This window comes from Pseudocitrobacter sp. CD920760 (assembly GCF_057782505.1).
Map to the genome: position 1 here is coordinate 2,463,257 of NZ_CM173490.1, position 18,925 is coordinate 2,482,181.

Here is an 18,925-nt window from a genome sequence, read left to right on the forward strand (position 1 = left end):
AAATAATGGCTGGATATGATTCCCGCACCGGAGGCCTTTTGGCCTCCACCTGGGTCGGTTATTCGCTTTTATTCTGGTTTTATCCACTGGCATGGCTGGCGGTGTTAAGCGTGACGCAGTGGCAATTTATCGGTACGCCGAAATTCACTGGCCTGCAAAATTTAATGGGCGTGATGCAGGATAAATTATTCTGGCAATCCATGTGGAACGTGTGCCGTTTTCTGATGTGGTATTTGCCGATAGTTTTTATTTCATCAATGCTATTTGCGGCAGGTCTGAAGAAAATTAAGTATGGTAAATCGTTTATTGCTCTCAGCTTTCTTTTGGCCAATATTTCATCGGGCGTGGCATACTCGATCGTATTTTCAAAACTGTTTAGCGAATACGGCCCGGTGAACCAATTCTTACGTGAATGGTTGGGCGTCTCTGTGCCGTGGTTTACTAACCCGGACTGCGCCATGTTATCGATTGCGCTGATTGTGACCTGGAAATTTGTCGGCTATTACGGGCTTATTCTTTATTCCGGCATGTTGGCTATCCCGAAGGATATTTACAGCGCAGCATTGCTGGATAAAACCGGAAAATTCAAACAGAGCTGGGCAATCACCTTACCGATGATGAACGCGCAAATCGTGATGGTGGTGGTGCTGGCGATGACCGTGGCTTTCGCCATCTTTACCGAACCGTACCTGATTACCGGCGGCGGCCCGCTTAACAGCACTACCAGCCCGATGGTGGTGATGTATGAAGTGGCGTTCCAGAAGATGAAGCCCACCTGGGCGGCGACCATGTCGATTATTGTGGCGGCGTGCAGCTTCCTGGCGATCTGGATCTTCCGCAAACTGTACGAAAAAAATATCGAGATTGTGTGAATGAAAAAGCTCACTCCCATGAGTCTTATAATCCACGCGCTGATGTTTCTGTTGGCGCTCACCTGGCTCTATCCGTTTATCTGGATGGTCATCTCGTCGCTGAAACCGACGGCGGAAATCTATACCACTGGTTTGTTCTCCGGTCATTTAACGCTGGAGAACTACACCTTTTTGTTTGATAACAGCAATCGCGCCGACAAACCGTTTTTACGTACGCTGTGCAACTCACTGTTTGTCTCGATCACCATTACCGCCTGCGTGACAATCACTTCCATGCTGGTGGGGTATGCGGTGGCGAAAACGGAGTTTCGTGGCAAAAATGCATTTCGTAACCTGTTGATTGTGCAAATGGTCTTCCCGGTATTCATGTTCATTATTCCGCAGTTTGTACTGATGCGGGAACTGGGGCTTATCAACAGCTACAGCGCGATGATTCTGCCGTATGCCATGAGCGCGTGGGGGATTTTCATGGTGTCGCAAAGCTTTAAGGGCACGCCAAACGATTATCTCTATGCGGCACGTCTCGATCACGCCAGCCTGTGGGGGATCCTGCGTCACGTCATGATGCCGCTGAATAAATCCATTCTGGCGATCGTCGCATTGTTCACCTTTTCCAGCTCGTGGGACAACTTCCTGTGGCCGCTTATCGTGATGCGCGAAGTGGACAAAATGCCGTTCTCCGTGCTGCTGGCGACCTTTAGTAAATCGTATGGCGTATACCTCGGCCCGGTACTTGCCGGTTCAGTGGTGCAAATGCTGCCGATCGTCATTCTGTTTATTGTGTTCCGCAAATACTTCCTTGAAGGGATGTCGTTATCACTCAAATAAGGCGCGCTATGGACAGTAAACCGTGGTGGCAGGCGACAACCTGCTATCAAATTTATCTGCCGTCGTTCTGCGATGGCAATAACGACGGGCTGGGCGATTTCCCCGGCCTTATCTCAAAACTTGATTACCTTCAGTCGCTTGGGATAGGTGCGGTATGGATTACGCCGTTTTATCCGTCACCGCTGGTGGATAACGGCTACGACATCAGCGACTACTGCGCGGTGGATGAACGTTTTGGCGATATGGATGGTTTTCGCCAGTTGGTGGCTGGCTGCCATGCGCGCGGTATTCGCGTCATTATCGATCTGGTGGTAAACCACGTTTCGTCTGAGCATCCCTGGTTTAAGGATGCATGGAATAACCCGGCCAGCCGCTATCGCGATTACTTTATTTTTCGCGACCAGCCCAATAACTGGCAGTCGTTTTTCTCGGGTAGCGCGTGGGCCGCAGAGCCCGATACCGGGCAGTACTATTACCATAAATTTGCCCCGCAGCAGGTTGACCTGAACTGGGCGAATCCGCAGGTGGAACGAGAAATTCATCGCGTCATTGATTTCTGGATTGCGCAGGGCGTCGATGGGTTTCGCTTCGATGTGATTAACTTCCTCACCACCGATGGCGTGCTGGCCGATAACCCGCAAGAAGAGGGCGAGCAGAAGCACGAACACGATATCAACCAACCGGGCATTATTGCGACTCTGGAACGGCTTTGCCGTTATGTTCGTCAGCGTGGGGATTTTTTCCTGATTGGCGAGATTGGCAGCGACGACCTGGCCGTACTGAAGCGTTATCAAAGCCCTACGCTTATGGATGTAGTGTTTAACTTCAACATTGGTAGCCAGAAAACCTTCAATGTCACCCAACTCTACCAGGCATTGAACGCCACGCTTGAACAGCAGACCGGCCTGCCCACGCTGTTTTTCTCCAGCCATGACATGTCACGCATGATCAGCCGCTTTGGCGAAAACGAACGGGATACCGCGCGGGCGCTGGCGGTGCTGGCCCTACAACTGACCGTCAGTGGCGTACCGTTTATTTTTCAGGGCGAAGAGCTGGGGCTGACGGACTATCGACCGCAAACCGCAGAACAACTGTTTGATATCCAGGGTATCACGCATTATCAAACTGCGCTGGCGGCAGGGAACTCGCCTGACGCTGCGCTGGCTCTGGCGATGGATCACTCGCGCGATGGCTCTCGAGCGCCTATCCCCTGGCGGGATGCGCCCAATGGGGGTTTCTCAACGGTCGCGCCATGGATGCCTGTCACCGCTGATTTCGGTGCGCTGAATGCGCAGGCGCAGCAAGCGGATGCGTCATCACTCTGGCATCAATACCAACAACTGATTGCACTTCGACGCTGTACCGAGGCGTTAAACCACGGCCAGCAAGGCCCGTTAACATTAAGCAACGCGTGCATCTCGTTTTCACGTCGCAGCGCCAGCGAACAGGTGTGGGTCGCGATTAATTTTGGCGATCCGCAGCCCAACCCGTGGCACACCCTCGCGGCCGACGTTCTCTATGGTGATGACGCCCCCGAGATTGCGAAGAATCGCTGTTTAATTAAAAGGAGAGTTTATGAACAGGCACAGTAATAACCCGCTGATCACCCCGGCAGACATCGTGCCTTCTCTGCCTGGCAGGAAGGTGGAATGCGTGTTCAATACCGGTGTGACCGAGTATGGCAATGAAATCATTCTGCTGCTGCGCGTAGCGGAAAGCGTGATTAGCCGCGATCCCAATCTGATCATCGTGCCGCTGCTGGAGAAAACGGACGCGGGCTGGGTGGAATCGACCACGTCGTTTGATAGACGCGATGATCGCTATGATTTCAGCGATCCGCGCACCATTGTTCTGAAGGACGACCCTGCACAGGTCTGGCTGACGTCGATGTCGCATCTACGTCTGGCACGAAGCACGGATGACGTGAACTTCACCATCGACGATCATCCTTTTATTATCCCCGACACCCAATATGAAGAATTCGGTTGCGAAGACGCGCGTATCACCAAAATCGACGACACCTGGTACATCAACTATTCCGCCGTTTCCTCGCTTGGGATCTCCACTGCGCTGGCGATAACGCGCGATTTTCTCTCTGTTGAGAAGAAAGGGCTGATCCTGTGCCCGGATAACCGCGACGTCTGTTTCTTCCCGGAAAAAGTGAATGGCCGCTATATGGCGTTGACGCGCCCGGCACCGTGTCACTTTGGCCACCCGGAAATCTGGATTTGCGAATCGCCGGATATGCTGCACTGGGGTAACCATCGTCACCTGCTTGGCCGTTCCGGCGATGAGTGGGATGCGCGCAAATCCGGCGGCGGTGCGCCGCTGATTAAAACCGAGCGCGGATGGCTGGAGATTTACCACGGCGTCGATGCCGATCAGCGTTACTGCCTCGGCGCGTTGCTGCTCGATCTGAACGATCCCACCATCATTCTGGCGAAATCACCTGTGCCATTGTTAGAGCCCGCCGCACCGTATGAACTGGAAGGTTTCTTTGGCAACGTCGTGTTCACCTGCGGGGCGCTGATTCGAAATGATGTACTGCACGTCTGGTACGGTGCAGCGGATGAGTACACCGCGCTGGCGACATGGCGGCTGGATACCCTGTGGCGTCACCTGAGGCTGGTGTGATGGTCGTCCGCGTCAGCGAACTCTATCAGCGCTATCTTGCGCAACGTATGCCGCGTAAGTGTGGAAAAATACGTTTTCACGGCGTGAAAGGCGTGGACGTTTATAATTCGTCCGCGCCATTTCGCGATGCGGATCGGAGGCTTATTGCCGCGCGTGTGGAAGCACGGGCGAGCGAAATGTCGCAGGTCTGTTTTTTTGAGTGGGATGGGCTTAACGATGCGTTGCTGGTGGAGGATGCGCCGCGTTTCGCGCTTCAGGACCCCTTCGTTTGCTGGATAGATAACCAGCGCGTTGTCGGTGGCGTAGAGGTCGAATTTGATGCGCATAACCAACCTGTACGCTGGCGCACCCAGTTTTGGGCGGGGCCATCGATTTTCCATATGCGTCTGATGACAAAGGGCCCGTGGGGAATGAAGGATATTCGGCTTGTCTCTTTGCCTGACGCACGTGTGCTGGTATTTACCCGGCCCCAGGGCGCGATTGGCGGGCGCGGGATGATTGGCTGGACGATCGTTGATACGCTTAAAGATCTCAATGCGTCATCGATAGACAAAGCCACTTTATTACATCACGTTGAAAGTATGGACTGGTGTGGCGTAAACGCAGCGCAGTTACTGCCTGACGGGCGTGTTGAGGTGCTGGCGCATGTAGCGCATTTTGATTCGGAGTTGAACCGCCACTACTATGCGGCGCGGTTTATCTTTGATTATCACAGTGGGCAAAGTTCGACAATCGAGATCGTTGCGTGTCGCGATGATTTTCTGCCGGGTGAGAGCAAGCGCGACGATTTGCGTGATGTGGTGTTCCCTGCGGGATGGTTACAGATGCCGGAGGGAAGGCTGCTTTTCTGCGGAACAAGCGACTGCGAAGTGCAGTGGCTGGCGTGCTGAACTGCCGTCTGCTCTCACGTAGGCCCGATAAGCGTAGCGCATCGGGCATTGTGCAAGACTGCCGGATGCGGCTATGCCTTATCCGGCCTACAAGCGTTATATTCGTTTGCCGGGCAAGCGCCACCCGGCAAACCTCGTGCACTTACGCCAGGGCGTTCGGGCAATCTGTGCCTTTGTCGATCTGACGCAGGTTTTCCAGCGTCGTTTCGGAAATGCTGGTCAGCGCTTCGGCGGTCAGGAAAGCCTGGTGCCCGGTAAACAGCACGTTATGACAGGCCGACAGGCGACGGAACACGTCATCCTGAATCACGTCGTTAGACTTATCTTCAAAGAACAGATCGCGTTCGTTCTCGTACACGTCCATCCCCAGCGAGCCAATCTTCTGATTTTTCAGCGCATCAATTGCGGCCTGAGAATCAATCAGCGCACCACGGCTGGTATTGACGATCATCACACCGTCTTTCATCTGGGCAAACGCCTCGGCGTTCAGCAGGTGATAGTTTTCCGGCGTCAGCGGGCAGTGCAGGGAGATAACGTCTGACTGAGAAAACAGCGTCTGCAGGTCGACATATTCAACGCCCAGTTCCAGCGCAGCAGCGCTTGGATACGGATCGAACGCCAGCAGACGCATACCGAAACCTTTCAGTATACGCAGCGCGGCAATGCCGATTTTCCCGGTACCAATCACCCCGGCGGTTTTACCGTACATGGTGAAACCGGTCAGACCTTCCAGCGAGAAGTTGGCATCACGGGTACGTTGATACGCGCGATGAATACGGCGGTTCAGCGTCATCATCATGCCAATGGCGTGTTCGGCGACGGCTTCCGGCGAATAGGCCGGAACACGCACTACGCGCAGGCCAAGCTCTTTAGCCGCATCGAGATCGACGTTGTTAAAGCCCGCACAGCGCAGGGCGATGTACTTGACGCCATTTTTCTTCAACTCTTCCAGCACCGGGCGGCTGCCGTCATCATTGACGAAAATACACACCGCTTCGCAGCCGTGAGCTGTTTTGGCGGTTTTTTCCGTTAACAGAAAGTCGAAAAATTCAAGCTCAAAGCCATAAGCCTCATTCACATTTTGCAGATACTTTTTGTCGTACTGCTTTGTGCTATAAACGGCGATTTTCATAAGACTTTTCTCCGGTGATTTTTGAGCCAGATTAGCATGGCTAAAATTATCTTACAATTTATAAAAAATAGTTGATAACCAGTCTGATAGAGACGATCCTGAAGGTCAGTATAAGACCTTTATTCTTTTCCGTATCAGATAATAATCTCCTGTTCGGGTTCGATTTACCTGTGATAGAAGCGCTATCCTCTATATGTGGCTAAAGGGGTAAGTTTCAACTTAAATGCTTCCGTTTCGCCAGCGCAGGCTACGCTATTAATGCACGTAAGCTTTATCTATCAGGTCTGGCATGACACAATATTGGCCATTCACGGCTTTTACGCTTGATAAATCTGGATATTAATTAACCCATGAAGGGTAAATACAAAGCCGCTTTAGCGCTACTTCTGCTTATTATTCTCCTGCCGTTGACGCTGGCGATGACGCTGGGTTACTGGGTGCCGACGCTCGTCGGGATCTGGCTGCCGGCCGGAACCCGCATCGCTTTTGAACAAAGCCCCAAAATTACGCGTAGCGGATTACAAATCCCTGACCTGAGATATTTCGCCGGTGAATGTGCCCTGGCGCGTCTGGAGAATGTTTCGCTGTCTCACCCCAGCCGCTGGCAACTGCATGCCGGTAGCGTCAATATTGATTCCGCCTGTTTCAGCAAACTTCCTCAATCGGATGCGGTACCGGGTGCGCCGCGCACGCTGGCAGAGTGGCAGTCGATGCTACCGAATACCTGGCTTACCATTGATAATCTGCGTTTTGCACCCTGGGAAAAGTGGCAGGGTAAGCTTGCGCTTTCACTGACGGCGAAGCGTCAGGAGATTCATTATGACGGGCCCGACGCGAAACTCAGCGCACGCCTTGAAGGGCAATCCCTGACGGTCAGCCAGTTTGAAGCGCTGGTGATGGATAATGAACCGCCGCTGAAGCTGGTGGGGAAATTTACCATGCCGCTGGTACCGGACGGTTTGCCGGTGCAGGGGCATGTTGAATCGACATTCCAGTTGCCGCAAATTTCCCCGCTGGTGGATGCGGAACTGGACTGGAACGGCAATCAGGGGCAACTGCTGGCGATGGCGCGGGGTGAGCCGGACCCCTTGCTCGATCTTCCCTGGACGCTCACCGAACAGCAGCTCACGCTTAGCGATGGTCGCTGGAGCTGGCCTTTCCAGGAAGGCATTCCGCTCAGCGGGCGCGTGGGTCTGAAAGTTGATGACTGGCAGAAAGGGCTGGAGCAAATGCAAATCGCCGGCCGCCTGAACGTGCTGACTTCAGGCGATGCGGGTAAAGGTAACGCCGTGCTGACGATTGGCCCCGGCAAACTCAGCATGGAAAACAGCGATATGCCGTTGCAGTTGACGGGTGAGGCCAAACAGGGAGATTTAATTCTCTATGCGGTGCTGCCTGCGCATCTGAAAGGTATGCTCACTGACCCCTCGCTGACTTTCCTGCCCGGCGCGCTGTTGCGTTCGCGGGGACGAATTATTGATTCTTTGAATATCGATGATATTCGCTGGCCGCTGGCAGGCGTTAAAGTCGCGCGTCAGGGGGTGGATGGTCGCCTGCAGGCGATTTTAAAAGCCCACGAAGATGCTGCAGGCGATTTTGTTCTGCACCTTGATGGGAAAGCCGATAACTTTTTGCCGGATAAAGGGACCTGGGAATGGCGCTACTGGGGCGATGGTCACTTTACGCCGATGCAGGCACGCTGGGACGTGAAGGGCACCGGCGCATGGCGCGACAGCGCGATCGTGCTCAACACGCTCTCTACCGGATTTGATAAATTGCAGTACGGCACCATGACGATGGCGAAACCTCGTCTGGTGCTGGAGGAACCCATCCACTGGGAGCGTGATGAACAGCATCCTTCCTTCAATGGTGCGCTCTCGCTCGATGCTGAAGAAACCACCTTTACCGGCGGCAGCGTTTTGCCACCTTCAACGTTCAAATTTAGCGTTGACGGGCGCGACCCGACTTTCTTCCTGTTCAAAGGTAACCTGCGCGCGCAGGCGATTGGCCCGATACAGCTCAGTGGCCGTTGGGATGGCGAGCGTCTGCGCGGCCAGGCGTGGTGGCCGAAACAGTCGCTAACCGTCTTCCAGCCACTCGTTCCGCCGGGCCTCAAAATGGCGCTGCGCGATGGCGAGCTTTATGCGCAGGTGGCGTTTTCCGCTGCCGCCGGGCAAGGTTTTGAAGCGGGCGGACACGGTGTGCTGAAGGGCGGTAGCGCCTGGATGCCAGATAACCAGGTCAACGGGGTCGATTTTGTGCTGCCGTTCCGCTTCAAAGAGGGCGTCTGGGATTTAGGCACGCGTCACCCCGTCTCACTGCGTATCGCCGAAATCGTCAACCAGGTCACGGCGAAAAACGTCACCGCCGATTTACAAGGCACCTGGCCGTACAGCGAAGCATCGCCGCTTCAGTTAAGCAACGTCAGCGTCGATATTCTGGGCGGCAAGCTCACCATGCAACAGCTTCGCATGCCGCAGCATGACCCGGCGCTGCTGCGCCTGCAAAATATCTCGACCAGCGAGTTGATTAGCGCGGTGAATACCAAACAGTTCGCCATGTCTGGTGCGATGAACGGCGCGCTGCCGCTGTGGCTGAATAACGACAAATGGATAATCAAAGACGGCTGGCTGAATAACCCCGGCCCGATGACGCTGCGCGTGGATAAAGACATGGCGGATGCGATTGTCGAGGATAATATCGCTGCCGGGGCCGCCATTAACTGGCTGCGCTATATGGAAATTTCCCGTTCGTGGACGAAAATCAATTTAGATAACCTCGGGATGCTGACCCTGGATGCGAGAATCAGCGGCACCAGTCGTGTCGATGGCAAAAGTAATACGGTGCATTTAAATTACACGCATCAGGAAAATGTTTTTGATTTGTGGCGAAGCCTGCGCTTTGGCGACAATCTTCAGTCATGGCTTGAGCAACACGCGACGCTTCCGGTGTCGCGGTGTGACGGCGGCAAGGAATGTAAGGAGCAATAATGAAAATCACCATCGCCATGCTGGGCTTGCTGGCAACCACGCTGCTGTCGGGCTGCACGCCACGCATTGAAGTGGCCGCGCCAAAAGAGCCTATCACCATCAATATGAACGTGAAAATTGAGCATGAGATCCACATTAAAGTCGATAAAGACGTGGAAAATCTGCTGAAATCACGCAGCGATTTGTTCTGAGGTCAGGATGATGAAAAAACGCATATGGGCGCTGCTGGCGCTGGGGCTTTTTAGCGTACAAGCGATGGCGCTGACGTTGAATGAAGCCCGTCAACAGGGGCGCGTGGGCGAGACGCAAAGCGGCTATATCGCGGCCTTAAAGCAGGATAAAGAGACGATGGCGCTGGTGCAGAACATCAACCAGGCGCGTAGCCAGAGCTATCAGCAACTGGCAGAAACGAACAATATTCCGGTCGATGACGTGGCGAAACTGGCGGGCAAAAAGCTTATCGCCAAAGCGCAGCCCGGTGAGTATGTTCAGGGGCTGAACGGCAAGTGGGTCCGCAAATAATCAGCGGCTCTTACGGCGGTACTCGCCTGGCGTCAGGCCAAAACGCTGTTTAAAGGCCGTTGAAAAATGGCTCTGGTCGGTGAATCCCCAGTTAAAACCAATCCCGGCCAGTTTCTCATCTTCCCCTGCGTGACGAATCGCCTCGGCACAAAAATCGAGGCGACGGTTGCGAATATACTGCGCGACGACCAGCCCCTTATCGGCAAACATGCGGTACAGGCTGCGCACCGACATTCCCGTCTCCCCGGCGAGCCACTCCGGGCGTAGCGTCTCTTCACGAATATTATCGTCAATCAACGTGACCACCTTTTGAAACTGACGCTCGCGGCGCGGCGGGGTGGATTCACGCTGATGCAGCACCGGGCGCAGCAGGCACACCATCGCCTGCAATGCGGCTTCGCTTTCACTCTCGGACATCGCAGTATTGTTCATGCTCTCCTGCAACAGGCTATGGCTCAGCTGCACCATTGGCAGGTTAGAGGGCAGGCGCTCCGCGCAGCCGATCTTCTGGTGCGGAAAATGCTGCTCCAGCAAGGTGCGCGGCAGCAGAAGCGAAATTTGTCGCGAATCCTGTTCCCAGTACAGTGAACACGGGCGAGAGGCATCAATCAGAGAGATATCACCCGCACCAATCACTACCTGACGCGCGTCCTGCTCCATCATCGCCTGGCCACTCAACTGAAACACCGTATAAAACCAGGCGTCATCACCCCCTTTGATTTCCTGCGAGGTGCGAAACAGCGTTGCGCCACGGGTGGTGACGGTACTGAGTTTTAACCCTTTGGCATAACTGGTTTCCAGCTCGCCGACAAAATCGTCCGCCAACGGATTCCCGGCAAAATTGCCGCATACCTGATTAATCTGGGTCAGCCACTGCTCAAAATCACGATTTACAACGGGGGTCATGGCTCTGTATCGCTCTGTTAAATGTTTTATCAGTGTTGCATTTATGTTGCACTAAACGAAGCTAATGACGCTGACTATAGGAAAGAAGTCTCACAAGTTATAGGGGGGAAGCCGACTATTGTCGCTATTTGCGGAGCCTGTCACAGCAGACAAAGCGAATGTCACGGGGAAAAAAGCGCCATTGTCACAGAGTGAGTAGACTGAAATCACGATGGGTAAGTAATAAGGAAAATCTATGTCAGAGGCAAACGTAGCGGTACTTAATAACGTACAACAATTTCTCGACCGCCAGCACGGTCTCTGGATCGATGGCCAACAGGTGCCGTCACAGAGCGATAAAAGGCTGACGATTTTTAACCCGGCGAGCGGGCAGGCAATCTCCTCGACCGCCGATGCCAGCGTGGCAGATGTTGACCTGGCGGTCATGTCGGCGTGGAAAGCGTTTGTGTCGCGCGTTTGGGCGGGGCGTTTGCCGGCAGAGCGTGAACGCATCCTGCTGCGTTTTGCCGATCTGGTCGAGCAGCATAGCGAAGAGCTGGCGCAACTGGAGACGCTGGAGCAGGGCAAATCCATCGCTATTTCCCGCGCTTTTGAAGTGGGTTGTACCCTGAACTGGATGCGCTATACCGCCGGGCTGACGACGAAGATCGCCGGTAAAACGCTGGATCTTTCCATTCCATTGCCGCAAGGTGCGCGCTATCAGGCGTGGACGCGTAAAGAGCCCGTGGGCGTGGTTGCGGGCGTGGTACCGTGGAACTTTCCGCTGATGATTGGTATGTGGAAAGTGATGCCCGCGCTGGCAGCAGGTTGCTCCATCGTCATTAAGCCGTCCGAAACCACGCCACTCACCATGTTGCGCGTAGCGGAACTGGCGGTAGAAGCAGGCGTCCCGGAAGGCGTATTTAACGTGGTGACCGGTTCCGGCGCGGTGTGCGGCGCGGCGCTGACGTCGCATCCCCACGTGGCGAAAGTGAGCTTCACTGGATCGACCGCGACGGGTAAGCAGATCGCGCGTACCGCCGCCGATCGTCTTACCCGCGTGACGCTGGAACTGGGCGGTAAAAACCCGGCGATTGTGCTGAAAGATGCGAACCCGGAGTGGGTGATTGAAGGCCTGATGACCGGGAGCTTCCTCAACCAGGGCCAGGTGTGCGCCGCCAGCTCGCGCATTTATATCGAAGCGCCGCTGTTCGACACGCTGGTTAGCGGTTTTGAGCAGGCGGTGAAGTCGTTGCAGGTGGGGCCGGGGATGTCGCCATCAGCGCACATCAACCCGCTGGTTTCGCGCCTGCATTGCGATAAAGTGCTCTCTTTCCTTGATGATGCTCAGGCGCATAATGCCGAACTGATTCGCGGCGCAAACGGCCCGGCGGGCGATGGTTACTATGTTGCGCCGACGTTGGTGGTTAACCCGGACGCGAAGCTACGTTTAACCCGTGAAGAAGTCTTTGGCCCGGTGGTAAACCTGGTACGCGTCGCCGATGGCGAAGAAGCGCTGCGCCTGGCGAATGACACCGAATATGGCCTGACCGCCAGCGTCTGGACGCAGACTCTGTCACAGGCACTGGAATACGGCGACCGCTTAGAAGCTGGCACAGTATGGGTCAACAGCCACACCTTAATCGATGCCAACCTGCCGTTTGGCGGGATGAAGCAGTCCGGCACCGGGCGCGACTTCGGGCCAGACTGGCTGGATGGCTGGTGTGAAACGAAATCGGTGTGTGTGCGGTATTAAGTTTATCCTTCATTAAAGGCGATAACAGTGTTTAGCCTTTCCACTTTCAACAGGAAAGAGGGCAGGCTAAGCATCCCCTCATTATAAATCTCCTCGCACATCCGACCTCTTCTCTTTTCGATATAATTTCATGCTGGTAATATAAATCGTGCAGTGCCTTAATAATTGATTCTTGTTATAAAGAAACATATTTAATTTGTCACGATTATAGTCGTGATTGGTGCCTTATATCTATACAGGGAATTATGTGATGAACATCTCAAAGGATGCAGGGAAAATAGTTGGTGTTTTCGGTTGGGCGAAATTTAGATTTATAGGATGTATAGTTTGTGCAGTAATATTCATTGGTGTTGCTATTCTTTGTTTTTCTTTAATGAACATCCCCACTTCAAGAGAAGCTGCGCACGGTGGGGCTTATTTTGATACGACGGGTTGGCCTGTATCACCCTTTATCTTATTTATGAGCGTCGGTGGTGGGTTGTTGATTCTGGCAGCGATTACTTTGCTTGTTGCCAGGTCGGTTAAAGCAAAATATACCTTCACCGTGTATGAAGGGGGCATAGCCAGTCGATGTGGCGGGAAAGAGACCTATATCCCCTTTAGAGATATTGAGGATGTCTATCTTTTCTCTGTTGGTCGTGGAAATTACTCGGGTGAATTAAATTCACTGGCTTACCGTAAGTCCAGACAAAATGACTGGATTATCATTTCGCTGTTAAATACCGATTCGGAAAAGCTGATTTCCTTGTTCCGGCAGCTTCATGCTGAGCAAAGAAGCAGAGCGTTGCAGGAAAAAATCGAGCGGGGACAAAAGGTGAGGTTTGACTATGTTAGCGCGAAGAATGTGTGGTTAAAGCGGGCATTCGCATTACGAATTGCAGATTATTTAAAAATAGATGCATCCTTAAAGCCTCTTTATCTGACGAAAGAGGGTATTGTTATTGATGAGAAAAACATCGTCATCAATAAGACGGATTGCATAACGAATGACAGCTGGGTAGAAAATCTGTATGTGCTTGATAGTCATGGTAGCAAGAAATTCTCAATGATGTTTCCAACGATAATTTCTGGTGATGCGTTTATTACGACTTTAAATAATATAATTGAATCGAAAGATTAATGCTCGATGTAGGCCGGATAGCGAGGGGGTTATCCGGCTGTATATGACAACCTGGCGTATCAATTGTAGGTTAATCGCGTTCCACCTTGTTGTATATTTTCGTTTCCTGTTCCGTGGACTTAACAAACATTGGCTCCGGGCAATCACGGCCAAAGTGTGCCGCCCAGTCAAAGGCCTTTCCGTTTTTCACATAGCGCCTGTAGATTTCACCGCCGGTTTCAGGATCAAGATAGCGAACCCAGCTCGCCGCGTTGCACAGCACGGCGGCCCATGCCTGTGTTTTAGGATGCAGTAAATCAGCGGCCTGACCTGCCATGTCTGCCGCCAGCCAGCGGTAATGGAGAAAGTTGTTATCTTTAGACGGAAGGGCATTTTCCCAGCGCTGGTATTCTTTATCACTTATCCAGTCGCCTTCTGTGAAATAGCGATAGGGTGAGGAATACTGACCACTGGTGATAGCATAGTCGGGATACATTTCATAGGCGACCAGTTCAATACCGTTATAACGCAAGAGCCTGGCGGCTTCATATTGCGCCTGGGCGCGCTCGCGGCTACTGATGTTTTTTTGCTTCGCTTTCACCATTAAATCAGCCAGTTTTTGCGCCGCTTCCCGATAGTTGGGGATATCAAAATAAGCCACCGCCTGCTGATACTTGCCGTTACGTATTAGCCTTCTCGCCAGCAGGGCACGAAGTTTTACGTCGCTCGGAATACGCGTTGGATAAACGTAATAACCTCCTTCTTCATGAAATGCAGCAAGATCAAAGGGTTTCAACGGCTGCTGTGGCGCAGGCACGTTTTTATCCACAAAGGCTTTCAGTTCAGGCAGGGTTAATACGCTTTCTGCCACATCGGCTAAATCAGCCCAGTAGGTATCTTTGCCTTTATAAAACAGCGCCATTGCCTGCAAATAATCATCACGTTTCAGCGCCAGAATGGCCTGTTCGCTGGCAATACGACACGACGGGACGATAATCTCATTCCCATGGTAGTAATCGCTTTCCGTCATCGGATTCCCCCAGGTTTCATCCTCAGGGAAGAATTTCGCCGCGAGAGAGTAATAGCGAGTGGCCCGTGGTATATCCCCGGCACGGAGCGCCATTTTGGCATTTAACCATTCGCGTAGACCGCTTTCCGGGGCGTCTTCTAATAGAGACTGCGTCAATGCATAATCGCCGTTGCGATAGGCCAGCGCCGCCAGACGATCGCTCCAGGCGAAACCTTTAACCCGGTGCTTAAGTAGCAGGTTAATGAGTTTATCTCGTTGCACGGCACAGCCACGATTACTGTCTTCGTCGGCGCACCCTTCCTGGTTATAAGCCCCGTCGTGGCGAACAAAAATCTCTGCAATAATCAATTTTTGCACCAGCGGATCGCCGATGATTTTTTCCAGCAGGGAAAAATTACTCTGTTTTGTCAGGTAGCGTGAAATGCTACGCAGCGAGTCTTTACCTGAATAAGAACCTTGCGCTGCCTGCTGAGCGTAGAATTTGATAGCGCTGGGTAAATCGGCTTTATTTAAGCTATAAAAGCCCAGTTGCCCCAGACTCGCAATTGAGAGTTCTTCGGGATCGGGCTCCCCATTACGCACTTCATCAATGACTTGCTGGTAAAGTTTAATACTTTTCCAGGATTCATCACTCATATAAACCATTGTATCGTATTGAAGTTCATAGTTAGCTCCCTCACCAGAGTCAAACACGTCACGCGCCATCGTATACAAGGCCTTCAACCGCCATTTGCCTTGCTCCGGCCTGGGAAGCGCCAGCAATTGATGAAACCAGGGGCTGTCATAGACGCCGTGATAAAAATCGCGTGCGCCCAGATAGTAGAGTCGTTCCGCGATGGGTAACGGGGTTTGAAGTTTGACTTCAATTTCCAGTTTGCGTTTTTTACGCGCGAAATCTTCATAACGTGCATCCTGATCCGTGTCGTAATAATCGCCATACTCATCCCAATTGACGGGGTCCATATCCACTTTTTGCGATAACGGCAATTTGGGATCGCGCTCAACCAGATGTCGAGCTTCAAAGATAAAACTGCCATTCGGCATTTCGAATAACGCATAGTTTCTGTAACCCAACAAATAATTTGGTGAAAAGGGGCCACACGCACGGCTTTGCATGCTGAGAACCAGCGTTCCTGCTAACAGCATTCCGAGCGTCATGCGGTTGTGTTTACTGTGTAACATCGAAATTTCCCTGTAATATTGTTGCGCAGAGCGCCCATCCCAGCGGGCTACTTTCTCCGGCGCGGAGCTGCTGCGAACTGATACGCGTAAACCGCAGTGCATCCTGAGTCAATTCTGAACGGTAGTGATTTGCGCCATCGGTAAATTCGCACTCCACATTTTGCAGGGCAACCTGTTGGGGCAGTGGTGCATCAATTTGACCGCTATTTTTAATCGCCAGATCGAAAAGTTTTGCATCCTGAGTCGGCGTGATGATTACCGACCAGCGAGGTGCCAGAGGTTGATGATGAATCACGGCTTCCAGCGTGGTCATCGACCAGGCGCGACGATCGCCTGCGAGGGGTAATCGGAACCAGACGATCCCCTGTAATCCCTTCGGCGGGTTGTCTTCCAGTTGCTGGATAAAATCGGCTAACGTTTGCGGTGCAACGCTCAGTTCCTGCATCTCTTCAGCATACGACAGGGGCACTTCACTCTCGACGCGGTTGTCTCGTGCTAACGCAGAACCGTAGGCCGGTAGGGCAACGAAAAACGGATGCCTTGTCTTACCTGCGTATTCGCGAAGCCAACGCTGCGCCAGCGGCGAGTCAAACAAGCCTTTGTAGGGCGATTGCACGTTGTGGACCTGCAGGACGGAGGTGTCCGCAGTATGCAACAGTGTTGGCAACAAGGGCGATTCCAGCCAGGTGGGGAGGGCTGTAATGCTAAGCGTTAACTTTTCTGGCAATGATTTACGCAGCGTATGTACAAATTGCTGATAGGCCGCCAGTTTTGCCGTTGGCGCATCGTAATCAATTTCAATGCCGGTTAACGGGATCCCGGCCTTTGTCCACGCATCAATCGTGCGCTGAACCTGCTTAATAATAAGCGGTTGGTTAAGGCGTGTGAGTTGACCATCCAGCCGCACAACCAGCCACACCGGCCGCCCATCTTGCTTTAACAGTGCGGTATTCACCGCGATAGAACGAATTCCTTCCTGCGGATGAATCTGTAAACCCAGTACGCGCAGGGCTGAAAACAGCGAGTGGCTCTGTTTCAGCGCTTTTTGGTGCTGGGGTGTCCAGATGCGTTGCCAGATATAGACTTGCTGATCGAGATGTATCAGTTTCGGCGAAGCGAGAAGGGCATGCAGACAGTAACCGGCTATAAGCATGACGGGCAGAGTAAGGGCGGCAATCCATTGGCGTAGTGACATGTTAGTGCAGTGTGTTGATAGAACTCGCTGGAAGGATACCTCTGGCAATGTGGGTGGCGAAATGGCTTTATGGAGGGAGACGGTAATTCGGAATTGTGCCTGCCAGTATTATTAATATTAGTGATAATTTGAGGTGTCATTATATTTTAAGGTTATTATGGTTATTAAATTGAAATAATTAAAGGATAGAGTGCGTCTGTGTGATGGTCTGCTTTTGATTATGGTTGTGATATGGTGCGAGTTGTGCAGATAGTTTATGTATCAGGGGGGTAGGTGTGGTGAATAAGTTATTGGAATAAAGCTTGTATAATTTCTTTGGAAACAATGGCGGAAATAGGCGCAGCAGTCTGAATTGATAGGGTGTGGTATGAAAATTTATTATACTAATTATTTTTTTGCTGGGGTTGTATTCATTTCTGAATCAAATTAGTTTGTCAATACACCGAGGTATCGATAACTGGAGTGAGTTAAAGATTTATGCGCGCGAAAAAGGCATGAGGAGTACAACAAACAAAATACTTGAATCAAATATGGCAATAAAATATCAAATACACAACTCACTGATAAAAAGAATTTATTCCTCAGTAATAAAGTCGAATTATGTCACTGATGTTGAATGGATTGTTTTAAACGAATTGCTTAATAATATAAATGCACTCCTGGATGCAGATTTTCCAGATAAAAATAAACAAATAGAGTTAAGGGTAAGTCTGTGTAATTTCATGTTCAAAATAAGATATAGGCTAAAGCTTAATAAGACGATATTATGTTTAGCTGACAGGGTTCAGCATTTTCACGAAAACGAGCGCTGTGTTCATTATACTATAAATCAGATAGTGGCGAATGTTAATTATTATATGAGTTGTAATGTTTCCGATTCAATATGGCAGTGTGTTGAGTAATAAATTTTATTAATAACAAATGAAATGGGCAAGAGTGCCATTGATACATTCTTGCATAGGAATTGTTGAGATTCCCGAAAGAAAATATCAAATAATTTGGTATAATAGATGAATACAGAACACTTAATTGACTTATTGGATGATGTATGTAGTTATCATTCTGCACATAATAACTATATTACATTTAAAAAAATTACTAATATTATGGATAAATTATTATCGCTACTTGAACCTTTTAGTCTTGATGAAGGCGAAGCTAGGGATGAAGGCAGTATCTGCCGGAAAGAGGGGAACGAGAAAAATTAACAGAAATACATAATAGGCTATCTAAAAAGTGGATTAAGTTATACGACCTTCAAGATCAAAAAAGTTTAAGAAGATTGGATGTACTATTGGTTTTCTTGAGTCCATATGACTATGGTGATGATGAAAATGAATGATGCTGGTATATCAGATGATAAGATTTATAGTTATATTTTAAGGGAAACTGATTTTATATTGAGTGACTTAATTAGTGAAATAGTAAGGCATGGTTATTCACTTGCCAGATTTGATATGGTTATTAACATTCTTAATAAAATGTTAAATCTACTAAAACCATTTAATGCCAATGAAATTAAAATAATAGACAAGGTAAGGAAAGCAAGAAGTAAAAAAAATGAGAAAGAAATAATAACAATACACAATGATTTAGTTCAAGAAATAAATACCTTACTAAAACCTGGGAATTATTCACAACTATTAAGACTAAAATTATTGTTGATTTTAGCGACTCCATATGAAATGTATGAAAATGATTGTGAAAAGATAATGCATAATTTTTTTAATTATATGATGGAGGCAGGGGTGCCATATGGGTTAGTTTATACCAATCTTCGTCAAGAATCTGTTCAAAATCAGATTTGGTGATCATAAACAAAAATGCCCCAGAGAGCCGTTTGGAAACCGACGACAAACACCAAAACACCAAAACACCAAAACACCAAAATGCCGGATGCGCTACGCTTA

General features: G+C 50.8%; 16 protein-coding genes. 12 read left to right on the plus strand and 4 right to left on the minus strand.

The window, feature by feature from the left end; translation table 11 throughout:
• The first annotated feature begins 5 nt into the window (after positions 1-5).
• Genes AC1MKH_RS11635 through AC1MKH_RS11655 form a run of 5 tightly spaced genes read left to right on the plus strand, consistent with a single transcriptional unit; the run spans position 6 to position 5,224 of the window.
• Complete coding sequence (locus tag AC1MKH_RS11635) at positions 6-872, plus strand: carbohydrate ABC transporter permease (protein ID WP_276221492.1); 867 nt, start codon at positions 6-8, stop codon at positions 870-872.
• Positions 873-1,700, plus strand: a complete 828-nt coding sequence (locus AC1MKH_RS11640; RefSeq protein WP_276221490.1) for a carbohydrate ABC transporter permease — start codon at positions 873-875, stop codon at positions 1,698-1,700.
• Between the two features lie 8 nt (positions 1,701-1,708).
• Complete coding sequence (locus AC1MKH_RS11645) at positions 1,709-3,292, plus strand: alpha-glucosidase (RefSeq protein WP_276221488.1); 1,584 nt, start codon at positions 1,709-1,711, stop codon at positions 3,290-3,292.
• A complete protein-coding gene (locus AC1MKH_RS11650; RefSeq protein ID WP_276221486.1) occupies positions 3,276-4,334 on the plus strand; it encodes a glycoside hydrolase family 130 protein in 1,059 nt (352 codons plus the stop codon). The genes AC1MKH_RS11645 and AC1MKH_RS11650 overlap by 17 nt, the downstream gene beginning before the upstream one ends.
• A complete protein-coding gene (locus tag AC1MKH_RS11655; protein WP_276221483.1) occupies positions 4,310-5,224 on the plus strand; it encodes a DUF1861 family protein in 915 nt (304 codons plus the stop codon). Before AC1MKH_RS11650 ends, AC1MKH_RS11655 begins: the two co-directional genes overlap by 25 nt.
• Before the next feature lie 142 nt (positions 5,225-5,366).
• Here the strand turns inward: AC1MKH_RS11655 and AC1MKH_RS11660 are convergent, their stop codons facing one another.
• Positions 5,367-6,356, minus strand: a complete 990-nt coding sequence (locus tag AC1MKH_RS11660) for a 2-hydroxyacid dehydrogenase (RefSeq protein WP_276221481.1) — start codon at positions 6,354-6,356, stop codon at positions 5,367-5,369.
• Positions 6,357-6,706: 350 nt separating this feature from the next.
• On the opposite strand from AC1MKH_RS11660, the gene AC1MKH_RS11665 reads away from it, so the two are divergent.
• From AC1MKH_RS11665 to AC1MKH_RS11675, 3 genes are read left to right on the plus strand one after another with little or no spacing between them, the layout of a single operon-like run.
• The gene (locus AC1MKH_RS11665) at positions 6,707-9,346 is read left to right on the plus strand and encodes a YdbH family protein (RefSeq protein ID WP_276221479.1); all 2,640 of its coding nucleotides are present in this window, start codon (positions 6,707-6,709) and stop codon (positions 9,344-9,346) included.
• The gene (locus tag AC1MKH_RS11670) at positions 9,346-9,537 is read left to right on the plus strand and encodes a YnbE family lipoprotein (protein WP_015964564.1); all 192 of its coding nucleotides are present in this window, start codon (positions 9,346-9,348) and stop codon (positions 9,535-9,537) included. The genes AC1MKH_RS11665 and AC1MKH_RS11670 overlap by 1 nt, the downstream gene beginning before the upstream one ends.
• Before the next feature lie 10 nt (positions 9,538-9,547).
• Positions 9,548-9,868: a YdbL family probable chaperone protein gene (locus AC1MKH_RS11675; protein ID WP_442961931.1), complete on the plus strand. Its 321-nt coding sequence runs from the start codon at positions 9,548-9,550 to the stop codon at positions 9,866-9,868.
• Here the strand turns inward: AC1MKH_RS11675 and feaR are convergent, their stop codons facing one another.
• The gene (gene feaR / locus AC1MKH_RS11680) at positions 9,869-10,774 is read right to left on the minus strand and encodes a transcriptional regulator FeaR (protein ID WP_276221474.1); all 906 of its coding nucleotides are present in this window, start codon (positions 10,772-10,774) and stop codon (positions 9,869-9,871) included. It abuts the gene before it with no gap.
• A 235-nt stretch (positions 10,775-11,009) separates the two neighbouring features.
• On the opposite strand from feaR, the gene AC1MKH_RS11685 reads away from it, so the two are divergent.
• Both AC1MKH_RS11685 and AC1MKH_RS11690 read left to right on the plus strand, forming a co-directional pair.
• Positions 11,010-12,509, plus strand: a complete 1,500-nt coding sequence (locus tag AC1MKH_RS11685) for an aldehyde dehydrogenase family protein (RefSeq protein ID WP_276221472.1) — start codon at positions 11,010-11,012, stop codon at positions 12,507-12,509.
• A 250-nt stretch (positions 12,510-12,759) separates the two neighbouring features.
• A complete protein-coding gene (locus AC1MKH_RS11690; protein WP_276221470.1) occupies positions 12,760-13,629 on the plus strand; it encodes a hypothetical protein in 870 nt (289 codons plus the stop codon).
• A gap of 70 nt (positions 13,630-13,699) precedes the next feature.
• Here AC1MKH_RS11690 and AC1MKH_RS11695 read toward each other — a convergent pair whose 3' ends face one another.
• Both AC1MKH_RS11695 and AC1MKH_RS11700 read right to left on the minus strand, forming a co-directional pair.
• Complete coding sequence (locus AC1MKH_RS11695) at positions 13,700-15,820, minus strand: hypothetical protein (protein WP_276221468.1); 2,121 nt, start codon at positions 15,818-15,820, stop codon at positions 13,700-13,702.
• The gene (locus tag AC1MKH_RS11700; protein ID WP_276221466.1) at positions 15,807-17,015 is read right to left on the minus strand and encodes a DUF3142 domain-containing protein; all 1,209 of its coding nucleotides are present in this window, start codon (positions 17,013-17,015) and stop codon (positions 15,807-15,809) included. The genes AC1MKH_RS11695 and AC1MKH_RS11700 overlap by 14 nt, the downstream gene beginning before the upstream one ends.
• 1,010 nt (positions 17,016-18,025) lie before the next feature.
• Between AC1MKH_RS11700 and AC1MKH_RS11705 the strand changes: the two genes are divergently transcribed.
• Both AC1MKH_RS11705 and AC1MKH_RS11710 read left to right on the plus strand, forming a co-directional pair.
• Entirely contained in the window at positions 18,026-18,223 is a 198-nt protein-coding gene (locus AC1MKH_RS11705; protein ID WP_276221464.1) for a hypothetical protein, read from the plus strand.
• A gap of 105 nt (positions 18,224-18,328) precedes the next feature.
• The gene (locus AC1MKH_RS11710) at positions 18,329-18,826 is read left to right on the plus strand and encodes a hypothetical protein (RefSeq protein ID WP_276221462.1); all 498 of its coding nucleotides are present in this window, start codon (positions 18,329-18,331) and stop codon (positions 18,824-18,826) included.
• The last annotated feature ends 99 nt before the right edge of the window (positions 18,827-18,925 follow it).